The following is a 23,029-nucleotide window of genomic DNA, read 5'->3' on the forward strand; positions in this document are numbered from 1 at the left end:
TGGGCTAATTGAAAATTTCGCTTTCAAAACCTATTTTTGCTCGTTTCCTTAGTTCTTCAGCCTTATCGTAGTATTTATTAGCTCCATCTTTTTGATTGTTAAATTTATCGATAATTCTCTGTTGTTCCGGAATAGAGGGTACGGGAATACGAATAGCACCAATTTCATCACTATTTAAGTTATACTGTCCACCACCTTGTCTTCTCATAACAGCAATTTGTTCTCTAACTATAGGCAGTAAAAACATGATATTTACATAATCAGTCAATATTATACTGTTATCAAATCGATATCTTATTAAATATGAAGCGTATGTAAATGTCTCAGCATTTTTGAATACCGCAGCTTTTCCGACTAGGTCTTTACTTCCATTTGTTCTTGTAACCAAAAAATCTCCGTTGTGTAGAATCCATTTATCAACTTCTGTTTTGGACGAAGCCTCCTCCGCTGGGACATATTTTAATTCAGAATAATCAACTTCTCCATTAACGATATTTGTCATACGTAACATAGGAATTAATCCTTTTTTTTGCTCAAGTGACGACTTGATAGATAATCCAAATAATGATTCTGGTTCTAAGTCAGAAATTGATTTACTATCATATTTAAAGCTGTTATTAATTTTATCTAAGTGTCCTTGTTTGTAAATATATCCAACTTCCCATCTATCAGTAGCTGTAAATGAAACTGTACTCAAAATTGATGCAGTATCATCTGCTTTTAAGTCATCTTCATTTAGATTAGAAACCTCAGCTTGAATATCTTTTAACAATGTTAAGCCATATTTATCACCTTTAACAACTTCTGCTTCTGCCTTGTCTAATAATTCATGATATTCTTTCAATATTCTCTCTTGTTCAGTAATAGATGGTACTGGTGCTTTAATTGCTGCTAATTTTTCATAGCGCAAAGTTTGTCTTACGGATCCAGTTGTTGAGTCTTTTATCAATAAACTGAACAAATTGCTTTTCATCATCAACCATAGATATTCAGGTAAAATTGTATTTTTACAACTAAAAACCACATAAGCAGGGCTGATATAATTTCCTTTTAAGTCAGAGGTCTTTATTCCAATAGACCCAACATTTATACGATATGGGTTATAAGCCAGCCAATTTTCTTTTACAATATGATATTTTTGCTTAATTGATTTTCCTTTTTCTATGCTTGCATCGAACATGCCAATTTTATTAGAGACACCCAATATTGCAAAATCATCGTCTGGATAGTCAGATGGGCATATTTTTTCTGTGTGATGAATAAGATGCTTACCCAATTCTACAATGGGATAATTTGAATTAAGTTTAGAGAAAAAGAATTGTTTCACATCCCATTGAGTCATATTTGAAAACTTAACTTGTGATAGAAGTATTGATTGATTCTTCATGTAATACTGTCTCCTCGTTCCCGTTCACTCGTATATATGTACCGCTACCAACTTTATATAATATGTCATTTGTATTAACAGTCCACAAATTAACATTTTCACAGTATTCACGGTACTCTTTTACCAAAGCTTTCAACTGCTTATTTTCAGTTGCAGCCCCAGTAGTTGTAATTCCAGCATCATCAACTTTAGCAATTGGCACATCATAATCAAATTTTTCTTTTACAAGAGGTTTTACCTCATCTTCAATGAGTTTTTGGATAGCCTTAAGAGTACTCTCAGCTTCTTTTTTATCTGATTTGTTTTGCTTTTGTTTCATTTGAATCTGTTCAATTTCACGCTCTATTAAAGCTATATTTTGCTTATTCTTTTTGGCTATTTTAAGTTTGGCACGCGCCTCTTTTAAATCACTTTTTAATGATTCAATAAGTGTTTCACAATTAGCAATTTTAGTATTTTGTGCATTAATCTCTGATTGATATTTTGCCGTTACTTCTAATAGAGCTTCTTTATTACATTTCTCATACTCAGCGATTTCTTTGTCTGTGAATTTTTTCATGAAAACAAGACTAGGTTTTACTGTTGCTCCAGCAGCAATAAAAACATCTTGTGGAATAGAACAAATTAAAATTAATTTTGCTTTTCCTTCAAAATATTCTCTTACTGATTGTAGATTCTTGTTATTAAGAACACCTTCTGGAAGCACCATTCCCATACGTCCACCCTTCTTTAACAGACGCAAGCATCTTTCCATAAAGAGAACCTCTGTTAATGTAGAGGTATTTCCTAAATCATACAGGGATAGTAGCGACTTCCCAATATTATTATCCACCTGTTTTAATGCATTGTCATAAGATGTACCATACTTTTTCTTGTATTTCTTTTTCATATCCTCATCGGTGAATTTATCAGCTTCAGAAATTAATTGATTCCTGTCTACATTTTGTCCGAATGGAGGATTTGTTAGAATGACATCAAATCTTTCCTCAAAAATACCATTTACATTTAGAAGTCCATCATGATGGTGAACTCCACCATGACCATCACCATGCATTATCATATTCATCTTAGATGTACGAGCCATTCTAGGATTTGCATCAGTACCATATATACAATCTCGTGACAATTTATACATACGACTCCCTTCAATACTTGTATCTAGTTCAGTATTTAAGGCATTTTGCATATCATCAATAGACTGTGAAATTTTAATTTGTTCCGCCTCAGGTTTTGTGTCAAAATTATTTCCTTCTAATTCTGTCCTTAATAATTCTTTATGCTCCCTAACATCAAACTCAATTTTGTCTCTTACGTATTCAAAAGCCTTAATTAAGAACCCACCCGAGCCACATGTCGGATCACATATTATTTCTCCCTCCTGAGGGTCAAGTATTTCGGTCATAAAATCCACAATCGTTCTTGGTGTAAAGAACTGCCCAAGTTCCCCTCGAAATGTAGTTCCAAGAAACTGTTCAAATGCTATACCTTTAACATCATCCTGAGTATCCGAGAGATTAAAGTTCTGTAATTTTTCTAATATTTGTACAAAGCTATTTTCTCGTATTTTAATTTCGTCACTCTCTTCGAAAAGGTGATCGTCTTTAAATTCAACTTTTGTCGTGTTGAAAAGATTTTGCATATATGGTTGATCAATTCCTGCAGCCTTTAGTCCCGGTCTTATGTTTTTTTCGTAGTTTTCGGCTTGCTGTGTATATTCTTCCTTGGTAAATACTCTTGTACCTTTTTGCTGGCGTTCATATCTAATCTTCATAAACAGAAGTTTACTTATTTCATCAAATGCAGCCTCTGGAGAAAGCTTGTCATTATTTCTAATGATATTATGGCAAACTTGTAATGTTTTGGTAAATTCTTCTCTTGTAAAAGTTTTGGTCTGATTCTTAATTTGCTCAATCTTCTTAGCATCAGTCACATCTTTCGCTGTCGGAATTGCAACGACTTCTTCTAGCTTTTGAGGAAGATATGTTGGATCTACATTGAAAAATTTTGTTTCTTTCTCATTTGTAGTTACAAAAAATTCAGCGTGAGCCCAAGAAGCGTAGTTAAAACCTTGATAATAATCTTCAACACGTACTTTTACGTTTTCTGCTTTACATTCAACTACAATAAATGCAGATTTCTTTGCGTCCTTATCTGCTTTACTTTTCCATATGACAATGTCAGCACTTGCTTTACCTTGACCTCTGGATGAATTATTTACTTTTAGTTCTTGTGCCATTTGGTCTAGGTTGTATCCATATTCATTCACCAATACAGTTATATAATGTTGTCTAACCTTTTCTTCAGGCTTTGCAACAAGCCACTTATCCTTTAATGGAGCATATATCTTTCCATCTTTTTCTTGTACTTCTAACTTAGTCATGTAATGTTCTCCTATTTCTCTATTTTATAATCAAGCCAAGCTTCCTCTATTGTTTCATAAGAAATGTTATTATCTAAACAAAACGCATTGATACTTTTCATTGCTTTTAAGTTTGGCTTTGCACGTCCGGATTCCCAACGATTCACAGTAGAAAAAGCCACACCAATTTCCTCGGCAAAGTCCTGCTGTGTTAGAAATGAACGCTGTCTAATTCTTTTTATCTCCTCGGGGAAACTCATACGTATCTCCTTTTTCATTTTCCAGTCATCAATATAGCGTTAGTATACCACATTAAAACTAATTTTTCTAGTTACGGGTCTTTCTAGACTTTGTTATTGAAGGATTATTACATTCTGCCGTAATTTCCATCACCAATTAGATTAGGAAGTTAGAAAATAAAAAAACAAATATATTTGCTCAAAATACATACATACAGTAGTAAATGTAAGAGCAAATAAATTTTGAGAAATCGTCAAGTTATATTTCTTCTCGTGGCTATCAGGTAGGGGTGCAATTTCATAATATTTTTCGCTTGGTAATTAAGCCTCCATTAAGAAGAGAAACAAAAATTTGAACCAGGCTGTCAAAAATGAGAGATTTTCTTCGTCTATGCTATTGATAGAAAACTTTTTTCAAAGATGAGTACTCAAAAAAAGGACTTATATCCTTTTACTAATGAAGAGAAAAAGAAGGAGGAATTTAAACCTATGAATTAGAAAATATACAAACATATCTAAAGGAATATTCACCTTCTTCGAGCCTGAACAGAACCAGTTGATATAACGTGTGGAAGAGTTGGAACATATCTTTGATACAGCCAGATATAAGTCCTCCAACTCTGACAGTTTTTTGCGATTGGTTATGTTTTACATAGATATCAAGGAACTGAATGCAGAAATCATCAGAACCTCCTGCGCGAAGATAAAGCCATTATAACTGATATCGCTGGTACTACACGTGATGTCATCGAAGAATACGTCAACATCAACGGTGTTCCTCTAAAATTGATTGACACTGCTGGTATCCGTGAAACGGATGATATCGTTGAACGAATTGGAGTTGAGCGTTCGAAAAAAGCTCTTAAGGAAGCTGACCTGGTACTACTAGTGTTAAATGCTAGTGAACCGCTGACAGCCCAAGACAGACAACTGCTTGAAATTAGTCAAGAAAACAACCGTATTATTTTACTTAATAAAACCGACCTGCCTGAAGCTATTGAAACTTCGAAACTCCCTGAAGATATCATCCGTATTTCAGTTCTTAAAAACCAAAATATTGATAAGATTGAAGAGAGAATCAACAACCTCTTCTTTGAAAATGCTGGTTTGGTTGAACAAGATGCTACTTACTTGTCTAACGCACGTCACATTTCCCTAATTGAAAAAGCAGTTGAAAGCCTACAAGCTGTTAATGAAGGTCTTGAACTGGGAATGCCAGTTGATTTGCTTCAAGTTGACTTGACCCGGACGTGGGAAATTCTCGGAGAAATCACTGGGGATGCTGCTCCTGATGAACTCATTACCCAACTCTTTAGCCAATTCTGTTTAGGAAAATAAGAAATCCATGATCGTTCATTCGGTCATGGATTTTATTGTCTTTATTAGTAATCTGGTCTTAATACACCTGTTACAGTTGCCTTAGTAGCTTCGTAGTCGCCATCTACAACAACCTTGATAATGCGTTTGGCATCTTCTTCTGGTGCTGGAACAAGAGGTAGACGAGTTGGACCAGCTTCAAATCCCATATAGTTGAGAACGGCCTTAACTGGAGCAGGACTTGGATAAGAGAAGAGGGCATTGACCTTAGGAATGAACTTACGCTGAATTGCTGCGGCTTTCTTCATGTCGCTTTCTGCAATGGCAGTAAACATCTCGTGCATTTCATCCCCATTTGTATGAGAGGCAACAGAAATAACCCCGTCAGCACCAAGGTTCATGGCATGGAAAGCATCTCCATCCTCACCTGTATAAATCAAGAATTCTTCAGGCTTGTGCTCAATCAAGTAAGCCATATTAGCTAAGCTAGTACATTCTTTGACACCAATGATATTTGGATGGTCAGCCAAGCGAAGCATGGTTTCTGGAGTTAATTCGACAACCACACGACCTGGAATGTTATAGATAATAATTGGTAGGTTAGAAGCATCCGCAATCGCCTTAAAGTGCTGATACATTCCTTCTTGAGAAGGTTTGTTGTAGTAAGGTACAATAGCAAGCCCAGCTGCGAAACCACCAAATTCTGCTACTTCTTTGACAAACTCGATCGAGTCACGCGTATCATTGGTACCTACACCCGCAATCAAAGGGACACGTCCATTGACAACTTTTTGTACAGCCGCAAAGAGTTCCAACTCTTCATCATGGGTCAAGGTTGGACTCTCAGCAGTGGTCCCTGCAAGAAGAATTCCATCCGTATGATGAGCCAATAAATGTTCAATCAAGGCTGGAATAGCATCAAAGTTGATGGAACCATCCTCGTGAAAGGGGGTAATAAAGGCTGTGATGATTTTACACTCTTTTAAATCTTGATAAGACATGAGAAATACCTCTCTATTTCAAAGAAGGAGTTCATCTGAACTCCTAAATTATATGACTATTTTAATTCAAATTTCAATTCGGCAGTTGAACGAACCAAGCCACGTTCATGAAGAGTTTCTGCAATCTGAACTGAGTTCCAAGCAGCACCTTTGAGAAGGTTATCTGAAACAACCCACATGTGAACTCCTTTTTCAGCATCCAAGTCTTTACGGATACGACCAACAAAGGTATCACGTGAGCCTACAGCATTGATGGCTTGCGGATAGATTTGATGAGCTACATCATCTTCAAGAACAGCCCCTGGGAAGGCCGCGATAGCTGCTTTGACTTCTTCGATTGGAGCCACTTCTTTTGTTTCGATGTAAACAGACTCAGAGTGAGCTGACAAGACTGGAATGCGCACACATGTTGCTGAAACTGCAATGCTATCATCTTCCATGATTTTCTTAGTTTCCTTGGTCATTTTCATCTCTTCGTAAGTGTAATCATTGTCAGTGAAGACATCAATTTGTGGAAGAGCATTGAAGGCGATAGGATAGTGTTTCTTGTCACCACCTGAAGGCAAGATTTCCGCATGCAAATCACGTGGGGTTACACCATCATTCAAGACTTCACGAAGTTCACGTTGTGTCTCAAGAATTGCTCCCATACCAGCACCTGAAACTGCTTGGTAAGTTGAAACAATGATACGGTCCAAGCCCCATTTTTGGCGAACTGGTTCAAGAGCCACCATCATTTGGATTGTTGAACAGTTAGGGCAGGCAATGATACCGTTGTGGGCATCAAGTGCATGAGCATTGACCTCTGGAACAACCAAAGGAACATCTGGATTTTGACGGAAGTAAGATGTATTATCTACTACTACCGCACCAGCTTTAACTGCGTATGGTGCATATTTAGCTGATGTAGAACCACCTGCTGAAAAGAGAGCAATATCAACTCCTTCAAAAGCTGTTTCAGTCGTTTCTTCAATCGTAATATCTTGATCTTTAAATTTCAAAGTCTTGCCTGCTGAACGTGCAGAAGCAAGTAAACGAATTTTATCGATTGGAAGTGTTGATTCTTCCAACATTTTTATCATCTGAGCTCCGACAGCACCTGTCGCGCCGACTACAGCAACTGTATATCCCATAAATAACCTCTTTTGGAATTTTCTAAAAATTTCTATAATAGATGTATTATACTACTTTTTCCATGAATTGCAAAGCTTTTTCATCATTTTTTAGAAAATAAAAATCCCCAGTCGCTAGACCAGGGACTAAGAGGCATCTTCATGTGATGAGCAGGTTCACACAACTCATCAAGGTCCGCTCCTGCGTTATGACCTCCTTATGCTCAATAGTAGTCCGAAGACTACCTATCGACTCATCGCGTCTATTATATTACTAGAAATAAGTGGTTTTGTCAATAAGAAATCTTTGCAGGATGACTTTTATTATACAAAAGTCAGAATTTTTTCTCGCGAGCATAAGAAAAAACTCTTGTGCTCAAGAGTTTCCCTGTAAATATCATGCTAATTGCCGGGATTGAACCGGCGACCTCATCCTTACCATGGATGCGCTCTGCCAACTGAGCTAAATCAGCTTACCTAAAAAGTATACTATAGTTAGAAAATCTTGTCAAGTTTCCTTAGATATTTTCCATAAGAAAAAGCCAGGTAAGAGCTACCTAGCTTATCTAATTCTATTTGCTTAAATCGATTCGACGACCAATTTTACCGATAATAATCGCTCCAATAATTAATGAGGCAAATTCACCAATTCCTGTTGTGAACCAAGTAAGGAAAAATGGTAATTCTGCTACAATATTTAACTCTGCAGCGATAGTAAACATGGAAATTGAAAAGAGGATTGAAAAGAAGAAATGATCTTTTCGAATCAATCCGTTAAAGAGGTAATCTTTTCTGTATTTTGCAAAAAGCCAAACACCTAGACTAAGGAATACTAGGGTTGATCCACCACCAACAAAGACATCTAGCAGTCCGAAGCTAAAGAAATTAGCAATCATACAACCGATAGTAACTCCGATGATGTACTTAGGATTGTAAAAAGCCATAAAGTTCATCATTTCTGAAATACGGAACTGATAAGCACCATAGCTAATGGCATTTAGGGGCGGTGTAACAGTCAAAACGACATAGATAGCAGCGACAATTGCAATATCTGCAACATCACGAATAGTTAATTTTTTCATTTTTTCTCCTTTGGCGGTTTCCCGCGTATAATATGCTTGGTGAAAGAAGCTAAGCACCAAGGGTTGCTTGAATCAACCTTACTAGTATAGCACAATAGTCTGCTTTATGCTATACTAAAAGCATGAAAAAACGCATTCAAAGTCTCTTCGTGAATGAGCTCTTAGCCTATCTTTTTTTTGGTATAGCTACTACTCTTGTCTCCATTCTATCTAGATTAGTCATTTATCAATTAACCCATAAAGAACTCCTTGCAACTGGACTAGCAAATAGTATCGGTATCCTATTTGCATTTATTACAAATGATAGGCTTGTCTTTAAGCAAGCTAGAGAGAATTGGTCAATTCGTTTAGTAAAATTTACTATAGCACGTCTTTCTACTTTTCTTTTAGACTTGTTTTTAACTTTTCTATTTGTAACTCAGTTTCCTAATATTATCGGGCAATTTGTAAATTATAATATTAATAAGGTAAATAGTATTGAAACAGTTATTGCACAATTCTTAATAATTATCCTCAATTACATTTTTAGTAAGGTATTTATTTTTAAAAAATAAGAAAAATTTTAAACATATAGCTTGCAAGAACTTCTTAATTAATATATAATTAAGTGTAAAAATTTTTTGAAAGGAAATTATGAAAATGTTAAAAGATCTTAAAGCATTTTTGCTTCGTGGTAACGTTGTTGACCTTGCTGTCGGTGTGATCATTGCCACTGCTTTTGGTGCAATCGTTACATCACTTGTTAACGATATCATCACTCCACTTATTTTGAATCCAGCCTTGGAAGCTGCGAAAGTACAAAACATCGCTGAGCTTGCTTGGAATGGTGTTACATATGGTAAATTCTTGAGTGCTGTTATCAACTTCCTAGTTATCGGTACTGTTCTCTTCTTCGTTATCAAAGGAATTGAAAAAGCTCAAAGTCTTACTAAGAAAGAAGCTGCTGAGGAAGCTCCAGCTGGTCCAACTGAGTTGGAAGTACTTCAAGAGATCAAAGCTCTTCTTGAGAAAAAATAATCGATTAAAAGGATTTAGCACAAAGCTAAATCCTTTTTTCTTTACTCTTTCGGTAACTTGCCTGCTTTCTCAAGCATTTTCTTAATAAGATAAGGCATCTTAACATTTTCACGACCTTTTTTCTCAATCAATTTTTTAACAAATTCTGGCATTTGTAAATCTTGAGATTCAGCCAAGATGTTTTTCGTCTCATCTGAAGGAACTAACTCATCAAAAGTTTCTTCTTCTGGGAGAAATTCCTTAAATTCTTGATGTTCATTAGCTGTGACTGTATTAACTAAGGCATCAATCAAACGAGAATCTGTATTTGGCATTGGTGGACGATGATAGTTCACCCCCAATTCCTGACACAAGTCATAACATTCTACATCATTGTCAAACAAGACTTCAATGTGCTCACTGATAAAACTAATAGGAACAAAAATATAATGGTCTGGATGTTCTTTCTGTTCTCTGAGATACTCCAAGACATCAGGTTTAATCCATGGAATCCCGATATCACTTTCACTTTGCCAAGTATTAGTATATTGCTCAGAACTCAAACCTAGTTTTTCAGCGACTAGCTTGCTATTTTCGAAAATTTGGTCGATATAGGGGTCACCAAAATCCAAGGCAAAAATGGGTACACTGTGGGCTGAAAAGATGACTTTAAAGCTATCCTGCTTTACTTCTTCTTTTAAAATCTTAGCAATTTCATCTGCCCAATAGTTTAAGAGCGCTTTTTCTTGATACCAGTCCTTGATAACTAAAAATTTAATTTGTTTGCTTTCTAAAAATTTTTCATAGCCCATGACAGAGTAGAAAGAATAATGGGGCTCCAAAATCAAGCAAATACACTGTTCAATGCCGTCTGCTTCCATCTGACCAATCACATCTGGGATAAAGGGTCTAGAAAACTTATTAGCAAAATAAACACTATACTCATTCCCCAGCCTAGTTTCTACCAAAGCAACCTCTTCTCGAGTAATTTTTTGCAGAGGCGTCCCTCCAATTAGTACATAATTATCATAGAGAGTTTGAATCTCGTGGTCTTGAGGTCTTACTCCACGACGAATATTTGTGAAAAAATCAGCCACACCTTCAAAGGTAATCTCTTCTGGCGAACCGAAAGTCATCATTAAAATTGCTTTTTTCATAATCGCTTCCTTGTGATATTTTTATCAAGTTTATTTTATCATTTATCCATCAATAAGTAAACGCCAACATAGTGAATTTCTCGAACTTCTGTCTTTTGTTTTTCTCTCTTTTCTATGATACAATGGAAAAAATGAATTCTAAAGGAGTTTTTTATGACTTACCCCAATCTCTTGGACCGCTTCTTAACCTACGTTAAGGTCAACACGCGCTCTGATGAACACTCTACTACTACTCCAAGTACGCAGAGTCAGGTAGATTTTGCTACAAATATCCTTATTCCTGAAATGAAACGTGTTGGACTGCAAAACGTCTACTACCTTCCAAATGGTTTTGCAATTGGGACCTTACCAGCCAATGATCCATCTTTAACACGTAAGATTGGCTTTATATCTCACATGGATACTGCTGACTTTAATGCCGAAGGAGTCAATCCTCAGGTAATTGAAAACTACGATGGTGATGTGATTGAACTTGGAAATTCTGGTTTCAAACTCGATCCAGCTGACTTTAAGAGTCTTGGGAAATATTCAGGACAAACACTCATCACAACAGATGGAACAACCTTGCTAGGTGCTGATGACAAGTCAGGGATTGCTGAAATTATGACAGCTATTGAATATCTGACTACTCATCCTGAAATCAAACACTGTGAGATTCGAGTTGGTTTTGGTCCAGATGAAGAAATCGGTGTTGGTGCTAATAAATTTGATGCAGAAGATTTTGATGTGGATTTTGCCTACACAGTTGATGGTGGCCCACTAGGTGAACTTCAGTACGAGACCTTCTCAGCAGCTGGTGCTGAATTGCATTTCCAAGGACGCAATGTCCATCCTGGTACTGCCAAAGGTCAGATGGTCAACGCCCTTCAGCTAGCAATTGATTTTCACAATCAACTTCCAGAGAATGACAGACCTGAGTTAACGGATGGCTACCAAGGCTTCTACCATCTAATGGATGTGACAGGTAGTGTCGAGGAGGCACGTGCAAGCTACATCATTCGTGATTTTGAAAAAGATGCCTTTGAAGCGCGTAAAGCAGCCATGCAATCTATCGCTGATAAGATGAATCAAGTACTTGGTAGCGACCGTGTCACCCTAAACTTGACAGACCAGTACTACAATATGAAAGAAGTCATTGAAAAAGATATGACTCCAATTACCATTGCCAAAGCAGTTATGGAAGATTTGGGGATTACTCCTATAATCGAACCAATCCGTGGAGGGACAGACGGCTCTAAGATTTCCTTTATGGGAATCCCAACTCCTAATATCTTTGCGGGTGGAGAAAATATGCATGGACGTTTTGAATACGTCAGCCTTCAGACTATGGAACGTGCAGTTGATACCATCATTGGTATCGTAGCTTATAAAGACTAAAAAGACGAGGTAGCTTAGCTACTTCGCCTTTCTTTTTATTCTGCTGGTTTTTCTTGATTTCCAGTACTTGTTGTAGATTCTGTTGTTTCCTTTTCTGAAGCTGGTTCAGCAGGTTTAGAATCTGTTGCGTTGCTTGGTTTGTTTTCGTCGCTAGCAGTTTCACTGTTAGATTCCGCAGCTGCTGATGTCTCAGTTTCGGTACTTGTCTTGTCACCATTTGATTCAGCATTTGTCGCTGGAGTTGCTTCTTCACTTGCGCTTGATTTTGACTTAATTTCTTGATTCAAGACCAGAATAGCTTTTGTCAATTCAAGTAAAGCAGCCTTATCTTTACTCTTAGCAGAAAGTTGATCTAGTAAAGCATCTACCTTATCAAAGTCTGCATCAGAACCCTTGTTGTTTTCTAAATAAGCATGAAGCGACATAAGAATATCGTAGAGTTTCTGATAGAGTACAAGTGTCTGAGGATCTTGCTCAGCATTTTCCTTTTCTTGTTGAAGGGCGCTAGCGATACGAGTCAAGACATCTTTTACCTGACTGTTTACTTCATCCAAGTCTGCATCAGCCTTGTTTGTGGCAACTTTGAGATTTTCTACTTCTTCTGCCAAGGATTGTCTGATTCCTTCTTCTTGGATTTGTTCCAAGAGTTGATTTGCCTTGCTCAAGAGGCTTTCTACTTCTTCCTTTCTAACATGATTGACATGCTCTTCAGGCATAAAGTCTCCGTACAATTCTTTCAAGAAGCCATAAATAGCTGTCTTGGCAGTTTGGTTATCTACTTTTTCAGTATCTAGAACTGTCTGAGTCGATTTAGCAGTAGTTGGCTGAGCTTTCAAAGCTTCTTCCACTTCTTGTTTTGCCTGATAGATACTTGGGAATAATTTGTTCAATTCTGCTGCCTTAAGGAAGGATTGAGATTGATACAAGGTCCAAGTCAATTGAGCCACTTTGTTTCGAAGTTCATCATTCAAACGACCGTCATTTACGTGTTCGTAGAAATACTTGATGTATTCTACAGTTGTAACACCTGTTCGATCATTAAAGTCTTGAAGAGCTTGAAGTTGTGATTCAACCGCTGCTAAAGCAGCCTCATCTTTAGCCAATTTAGCTTCTTGGAGTCGCACGAGAAGATCTTTCTTTGGAAGTCCATAAGAGTCTGTATCCAGTGTATTGATTTTATCAATCAAGGCTTGATATTTCTTATCTAAAGCACTTGTTTCAACAGGTTTGACACTTTCATCAATATGGATATATTGCTTATCAAAGAGATCCAGTGTTGCAAGATAACCTGCTGTAGAGTTAGTTGCCAGTTTTTTCATGTTTTCAGTAAACTGACCTAAGGCTAACTCAATCTGTCTTTGTTCGATAGGCTTGTCTTTGTAGATACTTCTGCTATCAGCTAGAAGTTGATCTACTTTTTCCAAGACTGCCTTCTCATCAAAAGCTCCAGGTTGATAATTGGATTGTAGGGCTGGAATCTTGTTTTTCAAAGCCACTTCATACCCCTTAGTTTGAACCTTGATGTAGTGATTGTGATCTCCATGAGGAATCACAAAACTACCATTTTCTACCTGTAAGCTATAAGGAGACACACCATCTCGCAAAGCAGTGGTATAGAGTTCATTTAGGAAATCAAGTTCTGGATTTCCAGTTTGGAGTGGAAGTCGAACGTGTTCCTTACGAACAGCGTAGGGATGGATATGAGTCGGATCGTAGGCTTGGTCTGGATTTCCAAAGACAAAGAATCCGTTTGAAATTCTAATCGCTTCAAGTGGAACTCCATAAGTTTTAGAGATATAAGCAATCTTTTCTTCATCACTAGCATCTCTTGAGAAAGACTCTACAGTTTTAGCAAGAGGTTTTACAGGCTCTGCATCATGATGTGTTTTCAAATGATCCTGAGCTGCCTTAATTTGCTCCGCTGTCAAGTCCTTCTTGAAGAAGTAATGATTATGGTCACCGTGACTCATGACAAATCCTTGGTCATCCTCACTAATGACACGATCGGCATCAAAACCGTGATCATGGTCTTCATCATGATGGTGTCCATGATGATCTTCATCGTGATCGTCATCATGTGCTGGACTTGGTGTTGCTGGTGTTTTACCTCTCAAATGATCTTGTGCAGCCTTGATTTGTTCAGGGGTCAAATCTTTCTTAAAGAAATAATGATTGTGGTCGCCATGGGTCATGACAAAGCCTACCGCATCTTCACTGATAATTCGATTGGCATCAAAACCGTGATCATGGTCTTCATCATGATGGTGTCCATGATGATCTTCATCGTGATCGTCATCATGAGCTGGATTTGGTGTTGCTGTATTTGCACCTTTCAAGTGGTCTTGCGCTGCCTTGATTTGATCAGCAGTCAAATCCTTCTTGAAGAAGTAATGATTGTGGTCTCCGTGACTCATGATAAATCCTGCTTCATCTTCGGCAATAATCCGATTGGCATCAAAGCCGTGTCCACCTTCTTCATGTTCCTCATGTGAAACACCTGGATTGACTGGAAGAGATAGCGAAGGTGTTGTTAGACCATTGTTTGGAAGAGTCGGTTGACCAATTTGATTCGTCTTAGGAATGTAATGGAAATGATCACCATGTCTGACGATATAAGCTGTGGCTGTTTCTTCAACGATATCTTTTGGATTAAAGATATAACCATCAGATGTTGAAGAAATTTCCTTATTTAACGTTGAAGAAGCATTATTCAATATAGATGGATTACTTGGAAGACTTCCTAGACTAGACGCTACTTCATGAGGTTTTTCATTTGTAGAAACTGTAGAACCAGTTCCACCGATAGGTACCATTCTAGCAATCTTTTCTTCTAAAGGAGAGAGCTTGCTGTAAGGAATAAAGTGATAATGGTCACCATGCGGAATCGCAACTCCATTTGGTGTACGACTGATAATCTTAGCAGGGTCAAAGACTAAGCCATCTGATTCACTGTAACGTTTGTCGCTAGGTGAATCGTAGAGTTCTTTCAATAGACTTTGGAGATTTTCAACTTTGCTTTCTGGCTTGCTAGTTAATCCTTGCACTGTAGATTGAGTATTATTCTCACTAGCTGTTGAAGAATAGCTTAGCTGACTTGGTTGCGTATTTTTGCCAGCTAAATGAGCTTTTGCTGCTGCTAACTCACTAGCAGACAAATCACTTTTTGGAATGTAGTGATAGTGTCCCCCGTGAGGAACGATATAAGCATCACCAGTATCTTCGATAATATCAGCTGGATTAAAGACATAACCATCATCAGTCGTATAGCGTCCCTGAGACCTTGCTACAGCAACATCTGAGCTGACCTTTTCATTATCTTTGACATGTTCTTGTTTTTGACGATTGATTTCATCCTTGGTTCGAACATTATCAGCATGAGCTGCATCTTTCAGGTAGACATAATATTTTCCATCGACCTTGATGATATAACCACCCTTGACCTCATTGACAATATCAGCATCTTTAAGTTGATAGTGTGGGTCCTTCATCAAAAGTTCTTCACTAAAGAGGGCATCATAAGGAACTTTCCCATTATAGTAATGATAGTGATCCCCATGTGACGTTACATAGCCCTGATCTGTAATTTTGATGACAATTTGCTCAGCCTGAATTCCTTCTTTTTGACTGACCTGATCCGGTGTCAGGTTTTCAGTTTTCTGACTTGACTGGCTACCATCCACATAAGAGACACGATTATTGTCCTTATTTTCCTGCGAGCGATGCTGGTTCAGTGCATAGGCGCAAAGACTCAAGGATACGATAACAGCTGATCCGGCTGCAATATACTTTTTACTGAATTTCATAAATCCCTCATTTCAATAAATGATGAAGCTTTTTTTAACTTCTTTTTCTCGGTTAAACAGTTTTTCTAAACCGGTTATTTAACCGATTAATTAACCAGTAAATAGTTTACCTTTTTTAAGTTTATCTGTCAAGATTTTTATGTCATTTTAAAAAAATAAAAGCCAGTATTGCTACTGACTCTTACATCATATTGATTTAATAGGATAAACTTATGCTTCTGGTTTCGTCGTAACTGACTCACTACCTTTTAACAAAGCAAGCAATTTTTCTGCTTCTGCCATGATACCATTATTATCCATGGTTTGCAAACTCAAGTTATTTCGTAAACCAGATAGGCTCTCTGTCACATTGTCTTTCAAACTAGCATCCGTTACTTTAGCAAGTAGAGCTTCTACTTCTTTGAGTTTGGCTTCTACTTTTTCGGTTTCTACTTGAGGTACTTCAGCTTCGTCTGTTGTATCTTTAGATACTTCTTCTGTCTCGTCTTCATCAGTGCTCGGTTTATAAAGATTATCTACTGAAGGGGTTGAACCTGTATGATTTTCTTTTTCATTGGATTCAGGACGGGTTGACTCGTCTGATTCATGATGATCTTCCTTATCTTCATCAGTTTTACTGTCTTTTTCTGCCTTATTTTTACGAACATGGTCGCTGGCATTTCCCCAACCATTATCTGAGTGAGGACGTTCTTCAGGATGTTCAACATAATATTTTACAGTCGCAAAGAGATCCTCAAGGCTATAACCCTTAGGTGCTTCATAGAGTCCTTCGTCAAACCAACCAAATTTAATGTTATGGTAATGGTCGTAATGAGGTATAATTAAGCTACCATTTTTAACTTCAACAGTATGTTGTAGATTGTAAGGAATATGATCAAGTGGGACCTTCTTAGCTGCTTTCACTTTATTATAGATTGCTTCTACTCCTTTAACCTCAGTATTTCCTGAACCCTGATTCTCTGTTGAAGGAGGTATCAAACCTTTCTCTTTAGCATAAGCCTGGGCTGCCACTCTTTCAGCTTCAGACAAGCTCTCTTTCTTAATCCAATGACTATGGGTCATATGCGGAGTTACATAAGCATCTCCCTCATCACTGGTAATATCACGAATGTCAAAGATATACCCATCTTCTGTTGTATACTTACCTGCTAATTTCGCTAATTTAATTTCAACATCTGTATAAGCAATTTGAGCATTTGGTTTTCCGAGACGTTCTGGATGGGTAATTGGTGCTAGGAATGCCAATAAATCATCTACCAATTTTCCTTTATTAGAAGATTCATCATTCAAGCGTTCTGCTAATTTGTCTAAGGCTTGGAAATCAGAAGTACGACCCTTATTTTCAGACAAGGCTTTATGAGCCTCGGCCAATAAATTATATGCTTTATCATAAAATTCTTGATCACGAGGAGCGACATTTTCTTTCTTCGCAACTAGATTGTGTGTTTCTTGAGTTTTCTTAGATAAGAGATTTTCAATAGCGTCAATCTTATCCTTGGCCAAATCTTTAGCAAGAACATAACGACTGACTCCCTTATCCTCTATAATATATCCATCACCAACTTTTCTAACAACCTGGTTGACATCAAATTCTGTCGGTTTATTTTCCACTGGTGCTAGAGGTTTGGTAGCAGGGGCTGGCTTCAGAGGAGTAACACTTGGCAAGACACTGCCATTTTGTCCCTTAACAGCTATCATACGAGCCAATTTTTCTTCCAGCGGTGACATTTGTGAATAAGGAATAAAGTGATAATGGTCTCCGTGAGGCACTGCGACACCGTTAGCTGTACGTTTGATGATTTGTGCCGGATCAAAGACTAGTCCATCCGATTCCACATGGCGTTCTGACAAAGGTTTGGCATACAATTCACTTAAAAGTGTTGAAATGTCTTCCCCTTGATTTTGATGATATGTTGGGGTGACAGTCAGGTTTGGAGTCTCTGTCAAACTTGGTTGGGCTGGTTTAGCATTATCACTACTTGGTTTACTTGAGCTTGTAGCAGAATGAGAACCCTGTTTACCATTCCAATAGGCTTGGGCTGCAGCTAATTCTCCTGCAGACAAATCACTCTTAGGTATATAGTGGAAATGATTGCCGTGCGGTACAACAAAAGCGTCACCTGTATCTTCAATCACGTCTGACGGACTAAAGACATACCCATCATCCGTTGTATAGGCGCCTCCAGTTGCTCTATTCGGTGCCGGCGTATTGAGATTAAAGTTTGGTTTAATGGTTGAACTTGTTTTCTCAGGGCTGCTTGGTTTCGTATTGTCAGAATGACTTTGAACTGGCTGACCTCCAATTGGCAGATTTCGAGCCAATTTTTCTTCCAAAGCAGACATTTGTGAATAAGGAATGAAATGGAAATGATCTCCGTGAGGCACTGCCACACCATTTGCTGTACGTTTTGTAATCTGTGCTGGATCAAATACTAATCCATCAGATTCCACATGACGTTGGCTAAGGGGCAAAGCGTACAATTCTTGAAGAAGACTAGCTAAATCCTCACTTTGACTTTCAGAATCTGTTGCAGAATTTTGAGGTGTCTCAGATTGACTCGTTCTCACACTAGATCTTGTTTCAGCTCTGCTTGAACGGTATTCAACCGTACTTAATTGACCGCCTTTTCCAGATAAGAAGGCTTGGGCAGCAGCTAATTCACTGGCAGACAAATCACTCTTCGGAATATAGTGGAAGTGATTGCCGTGAGGTACAATATAAGCATCACCCGTGTCCTCAATGATATCAGATGCATTGAAGATATACCCATCATCCGTTGTATAGCGTCCTTGAGCTCTAGCTGCAACAACCGCTTGATCGTTAGAACCACCCCCGTGATTACTACTATGTTCCTGTTTCTGACGTTTAATCTCTTCTTTTGTACGAATATTGTCCGCATGAGCCGCATCCTTGAGGTAAACATAGTATTTCCCGTCTACCTTAATCACATAGCCACCCTTAATTTCATTGACAATGTCTGAATCCTTCAACTGATAATTCGGATCTTTCATCAGCAGTTCTTCACTGATGATAGCGTCATAAGGAACCTTGCCATTATAGTAATGATAATGGTCTCCATGAGAGGTCACATAACCTTGATCCGTAATCTTGATGACGATTTGTTCGGCATTGATTCCCTCTCTCTTACTAACTTCATCTGGTGTCAAGTTCTCTGCCTTTTGACCAGCCTGATCACCATCTATATAAGCTACTCGATTAGAATCTTTCTTAACTTGACCAGCTTGGTAACGACCAAGTTCATAGGAACAAACACTTAGGGCAAGAACTGCCACCGAACCCGCCACATATTTTTTATTGATTTTCATTCTTTCCTCACTTTAATTCTTCTGCTAGAACACTCATATTTTCTTCCAGGTTTTCTAAATAGGTCTTGTCATTTTGTGGATCTGCCTCTAAAGGATTCAGAGTTTTAAGACCCACACCCGTTGATTTGACAAGAGTTTCAGCTACTTTTGAAGAAGCGTTACTTTCTGTAAAAATCGTTTTAACCTTATAAGTTTTAACAAATTCCTGAATTTCTGTTAGTTGTCTTGGACTTGGTTCCTGTTCAGGAGAGATACCTGCAATACCAAGTTGATTGAGTCCAAATCGCTTAGCTAAATAAGAAAAGGCTGTATGTTGTGTTACAAAAGTCTTCTGACTCGCTTTTTCAAATTTAGGCTGGAATTTCTGAGTTAATTCTTGAGCTTTTTTGATAAAGGCTTGCGCATTTTTTTGATAAGTTTCTTTGTGTTCACTATCAACCTCTGAAAGTTTATCAGCTATAATTTGGGCTTCTTCTCCAGCTTTTTCAGGATCTAGCCATGTATGAGGATCATAGAGCGTTTTTTCATCAACTCCATCACCTGCTTCCACATCTTCTAGCCCTGGGACGCGGTCTAAAGTCATTCCCTCTGAAGCCTCTAAAACCTTCACTTTAGATTTTTTTAGATTGGGATCCAGACTTCCTGCCCAAGATTCAAGCGTATGCGAATGGTAAACAAAGACATCTGCATCATAGATGGCAGCAATATCATTCGCTGAGGGTTCAAAGGAGTGAATCCCGCTACTTGACTGAATCATTCGAACGTCATTCAAGTCACCAGATACTTCCTTGACCATAGCATAGATAGGATAAAAACTAGTTACAATTTTCATCCCTTTACCTGACTGGCTTTCCTTTTGGCCACAAGCCCCTAAACACAAAAGAAAGACACTTAACAATACTAAAAATAAACTTTTTTTCTTCATAGATAACTCCTTAACTATTTAATTAACTGGTAAACATTCTACTCCTAAAAATTTAATCTGTCAAGCTATTTTTAGAAAAAATTTGAAATTTCTTTCACATATAAAAATCTGTTGAGTTTCAATAACTCAACAGATTCTCACTTTATTCTTCTATGGTAGAATGCTTATAACCATAAGTAAAGTAAATGATACTTCCTACTAACAATGCAACTAGGAAAGCAATCCAGGTTTCCATATTATACTGCAACATAAAGGATAGACAAATGATGATTGATAAAATTGGTAACAGAGGTACCAATGGTGTTTTAAATTCTCCTGCTTTGGGCATTCCTTTTTCTTTCCGTAAGCGAATCAAGCCGTAAGCCAGCATGATCAAGTAGGCCAAGGTACAAATATTTAAGAAGGCTGCGATACTAGCAAGAGGGAACATTCCTGATGCTACTGCTGAAGCTAGACCTGTCAAGATAGTAGCATTTTTGGGTACCTTGCTTGTTTTGGTCAGTTCTTTAAAGGCAGCAGGCATCAAGCCGTCACGCGCTAAACTGTAAATCATACGAGATAGGGCATAGGTCATCGAGATACAAACCGTAATCAAGGTCAAGATAGCCACCAATGACACATAATTAGCTGCCCAACTAATCCCAACGCTGCGAAGGGCAAAGGCAACGGCATCGTCGACATTTAGATGACTATAGTGAACCACACCAGTCAAGACAAGCGTCACCAAGGCATAAAGAATGGTTACGATAGAAAGCGATAAGACAATCCCTCTAGGAATATTTTTTTGAGGAGTCTTGACTTCATCTACAGCCATAGAAATGGATTCAAATCCCAAAAAACCGAAGAACATCAAGGACGCACCAGCCATAATACCAGTACTAGCACCATAGATTTGTCCAAAACCATAAGGAGCAAAATTGCTCCAATTATCAAGTTTGATATGCCAAATTCCTACTAAAACAAAAAGAGCTAAAGCCGAGAATTTCAGAATAACTAAAATCGAATTAAAGCGTAAAGCTGCTTTAGCATTAAGTAAAACAAGCGAGGTCACCAATACCAAGACAAGAATAGGCAATAAATCAATAAATGTTCCTGCTTGAGGATTAAAGGTACCATTTAAAGCCTGAGGAAGGGCTATCCCGTATTGAGAGAGCAAGCCTTTAAAATAAGCTGCCCAACCAGAAGCCACACCTGATATGGCTGTCATGAATTCCATCATGGTTAACCAACCAGCCAACCAAGCTGGGAATTCTCCTAAAATAGCATAGAGATAACTGTAGGCACCACCTGTAGCAGGTACTCGTGAAGCAAATTCTGCAAAAAAGAGAGCTGATAATCCCACACACAAGGCAGAAATGACAATTGAAATCACTAGGGCTGGACCAGCAAGTGTTGCAGCTGCAGTACCTGTTATTGTAAAAACACCAGTTCCTACCATGGCTCCGATACCCAGCAAAATCAAATCCCATAACTTCAAATGCCTGTGCATCTCTGTTTTATCCAAACTAACATTCTTTGTTCTAAATATATTCATCTTTGACTCCAAAATAAAATGATGATTCTATTTTACCATAAATATAGGATATTTGTGAATATTTATAAAATGTTTTTCTAAAAAAATCTGACTACATATTGTAATCAGATTTTTATCTATTCTAGTTCATTTCTTTAAAGGCTGCTTCTGCATCCGCGTTGCTGATAACACCAAATTGTATCTTTCCAATCTTTCCTTGACTGTCAATCAGGTATTCTGTAGGAATGCTTCGAATTTGATAAGCTTGGAATGTGGTTGCTTTTGTGTCATAAAGAACTGGGATATCCTTATAACCTTGATCTTGGAACCATTGTGGGAATTGCTCGACAGTTTTTTCACCTTGAATTCCTGGTGCAATGACACTAAGAATTTCAAAATCACGATCTGATTTCGCCGCTAATTCCATCAACTCAGGCATACTTTTCTTACATGGACCACACCATGAAGCCCAAAACTTCAAGTAGACTTTTTTTCCCTTATAATCAGATAACTTAACTTCTTTACCATCCATAGATTGCAAGGTAAAGTCTGGCGCATCTTTTCCAACAGCAATTTGTTGTACAGTCGTTTGTTGCTGTTGTTTTGGGGATTGTTGTGGAGCTTGAGTCTTTTTAGTCTCTTCCTCACCACAGGCTATCAATACAACTAATGACAAGAGGCTTAAGCCAGCAAACATTACTTTTTTCATCTTTTTCTCCTTTATTCAAAAATTCCAGCTAGAACATTTACTTGTCCTAATAGTAACAAAATTCCCATTAAAATAATGAGGAAACCACCAATTTTCTTCAGTAGCATCATATGACGTTTAATTTTACTAAAATAAGGCATTACTACACCTGAAGCTAGAGCCAAAAGCAAGAAAGGAATTGCCATCCCCAGAGTGTAAATCAAGGTATAGATTGCACCTTGCCAAGCGCCATTTCCTCCAGAAGCCGCAAGCGCTAAAACAGAACTCAAAACAGGACCAATACAAGGCGTCCAACCAAAGCTAAAGGTAATACCGAGTAAAAAGGCTGACCAATAACGATTGGCTTCTGATTTCTTAAAAGTAAAGCTTTTTTGAACCTCTAATTTCTTAAAATGAAAAATTTCCATCTGGTGAAGGCCTAAAATGATAATTATTGTTCCCATTGTATAGCGAAACCAATTGGCATAGAGAATATTACCAAAGTAACCAGCACCAAAGCCTAAAATAAAGAAAATGAGAGAGATACCTGCGATAAAGCAAAGAGTTCGAATCAAGCCGGACCAGGCGACCTTTCTCCCAAACAAAGAAAAGCTTTTTGCGCTTTCCTGATCATCCAATAAAATTCCAGTATAAACAGGTAACAGAGGAAAAATGCAAGGGGAAAAGAAGGACAAGATTCCTGCTAAAAAAACGGAGATTGAAAATACTATCGTTTCCAATAAAAA

General features: G+C 37.7%; 16 protein-coding genes, 1 tRNA gene, 1 pseudogene and 1 riboswitch. Of the genes and pseudogenes, 4 read left to right on the top strand and 14 right to left on the bottom strand.

From position 1 onward, the window contains the following. Nucleotides 1–4 precede the first annotated feature (4 nt). The 3 genes from N8L39_RS01765 to N8L39_RS01775 are packed head-to-tail and all read right to left on the bottom strand — an operon-like array spanning nt 5 to nt 4,006. Nucleotides 5–1,387 carry a restriction endonuclease subunit S gene (locus N8L39_RS01765; protein WP_261009861.1) on the bottom strand — a complete coding sequence of 461 codons (1,383 nt, stop codon included), beginning with the start codon at nt 1,385–1,387 and terminating at the stop codon, nt 5–7. Continuing rightward, the gene (locus N8L39_RS01770) at nt 1,353–3,767 is read right to left on the bottom strand and encodes an N-6 DNA methylase (RefSeq protein WP_261009860.1); all 2,415 of its coding nucleotides are present in this window, start codon (nt 3,765–3,767) and stop codon (nt 1,353–1,355) included. The genes N8L39_RS01765 and N8L39_RS01770 overlap by 35 nt, the downstream gene beginning before the upstream one ends. Before the next feature lie 11 nt (nt 3,768–3,778). Then, nucleotides 3,779–4,006 (bottom strand): helix-turn-helix domain-containing protein, encoded by a 228-nt coding sequence (locus N8L39_RS01775; protein WP_261009859.1) that lies wholly within the window; start codon nt 4,004–4,006, stop codon nt 3,779–3,781. Between the two features lie 666 nt (nt 4,007–4,672). On the opposite strand from N8L39_RS01775, the pseudogene N8L39_RS01780 reads away from it, so the two are divergent. Further along, nucleotides 4,673–5,323: pseudogene (locus N8L39_RS01780) on the top strand (GTPase); the annotation flags it as partial. Nucleotides 5,324–5,367: 44 nt separating this feature from the next. Here the strand turns inward: N8L39_RS01780 and dapA are convergent. The 4 genes from dapA to N8L39_RS01800 all read right to left on the bottom strand — a co-directional run bounded on the left by dapA (nt 5,368) and on the right by N8L39_RS01800 (nt 8,497). Next, on the bottom strand, nt 5,368–6,303 hold the full coding sequence (gene dapA, locus N8L39_RS01785; protein WP_261009858.1) for a 4-hydroxy-tetrahydrodipicolinate synthase: 936 nt from the start codon (nt 6,301–6,303) through the stop codon (nt 5,368–5,370). Between the two features lie 56 nt (nt 6,304–6,359). Beyond that, nucleotides 6,360–7,436, bottom strand: a complete 1,077-nt coding sequence (locus tag N8L39_RS01790; RefSeq protein ID WP_261009857.1) for an aspartate-semialdehyde dehydrogenase — start codon at nt 7,434–7,436, stop codon at nt 6,360–6,362. A 379-nt stretch (nt 7,437–7,815) separates the two neighbouring features. Continuing rightward, nucleotides 7,816–7,888, bottom strand: a tRNA-Thr gene (locus N8L39_RS01795). A gap of 99 nt (nt 7,889–7,987) precedes the next feature. Continuing rightward, the gene (locus tag N8L39_RS01800; RefSeq protein ID WP_261009856.1) at nt 7,988–8,497 is read right to left on the bottom strand and encodes a QueT transporter family protein; all 510 of its coding nucleotides are present in this window, start codon (nt 8,495–8,497) and stop codon (nt 7,988–7,990) included. Next, nucleotides 8,495–8,591, bottom strand: a riboswitch (PreQ1 riboswitch). It overlaps the preceding gene by 3 nt. A 28-nt stretch (nt 8,592–8,619) precedes the next feature. Here N8L39_RS01800 and N8L39_RS01805 point away from each other — a divergent pair. Together N8L39_RS01805 and mscL are read left to right on the top strand one after the other, a co-directional pair. After that, nucleotides 8,620–9,051, top strand: coding sequence for a GtrA family protein (locus N8L39_RS01805; protein ID WP_261009855.1), 432 nt, complete (start codon nt 8,620–8,622; stop codon nt 9,049–9,051). A gap of 85 nt (nt 9,052–9,136) precedes the next feature. Continuing rightward, complete coding sequence (gene mscL, locus N8L39_RS01810) at nt 9,137–9,514, top strand: large conductance mechanosensitive channel protein MscL (RefSeq protein ID WP_033687014.1); 378 nt, start codon at nt 9,137–9,139, stop codon at nt 9,512–9,514. A 41-nt stretch (nt 9,515–9,555) separates the two neighbouring features. Here the strand turns inward: mscL and hemH are convergent, their stop codons facing one another. Continuing rightward, entirely contained in the window at nt 9,556–10,650 is a 1,095-nt protein-coding gene (hemH, locus tag N8L39_RS01815) for a ferrochelatase (protein WP_261009854.1), read from the bottom strand. A 153-nt stretch (nt 10,651–10,803) separates the two neighbouring features. On the opposite strand from hemH, the gene pepT reads away from it, so the two are divergent. Beyond that, entirely contained in the window at nt 10,804–12,027 is a 1,224-nt protein-coding gene (gene pepT / locus N8L39_RS01820; protein WP_261009853.1) for a peptidase T, read from the top strand. Nucleotides 12,028–12,062: 35 nt separating this feature from the next. On the opposite strand, the gene N8L39_RS09490 is transcribed toward pepT, so the two are convergent. The 6 genes from N8L39_RS09490 to ccdA2 form a co-directional block, all read right to left on the bottom strand. After that, nucleotides 12,063–15,830 carry a pneumococcal-type histidine triad protein gene (locus tag N8L39_RS09490; protein WP_306800138.1) on the bottom strand — a complete coding sequence of 1,256 codons (3,768 nt, stop codon included), beginning with the start codon at nt 15,828–15,830 and terminating at the stop codon, nt 12,063–12,065. A gap of 210 nt (nt 15,831–16,040) precedes the next feature. Next, nucleotides 16,041–19,157: a pneumococcal-type histidine triad protein gene (locus N8L39_RS01840; RefSeq protein ID WP_261009852.1), complete on the bottom strand. Its 3,117-nt coding sequence runs from the start codon at nt 19,155–19,157 to the stop codon at nt 16,041–16,043. 7 nt (nt 19,158–19,164) lie between these two features. Then, nucleotides 19,165–20,082: a zinc-binding lipoprotein AdcAII gene (gene adcAII / locus N8L39_RS01845; RefSeq protein WP_084865568.1), complete on the bottom strand. Its 918-nt coding sequence runs from the start codon at nt 20,080–20,082 to the stop codon at nt 19,165–19,167. Nucleotides 20,083–20,224: 142 nt separating this feature from the next. Next, entirely contained in the window at nt 20,225–21,616 is a 1,392-nt protein-coding gene (locus tag N8L39_RS01850; protein WP_261009851.1) for an APC family permease, read from the bottom strand. A 121-nt stretch (nt 21,617–21,737) separates the two neighbouring features. Then, complete coding sequence (sdbB, locus tag N8L39_RS01855) at nt 21,738–22,304, bottom strand: thiol-disulfide oxidoreductase-associated lipoprotein SdbB (protein ID WP_261009850.1); 567 nt, start codon at nt 22,302–22,304, stop codon at nt 21,738–21,740. 11 nt (nt 22,305–22,315) lie between these two features. Next, on the bottom strand, nt 22,316–23,023 hold the full coding sequence (ccdA2, locus tag N8L39_RS01860; protein ID WP_045606863.1) for a thiol-disulfide oxidoreductase-associated membrane protein CcdA2: 708 nt from the start codon (nt 23,021–23,023) through the stop codon (nt 22,316–22,318). Nucleotides 23,024–23,029: the final 6 nt, after the last annotated feature.

It is taken from the genome of Streptococcus mitis, assembly GCF_946190285.1.
Taxonomy (GTDB): domain Bacteria; phylum Bacillota; class Bacilli; order Lactobacillales; family Streptococcaceae; genus Streptococcus; species Streptococcus mitis_CP.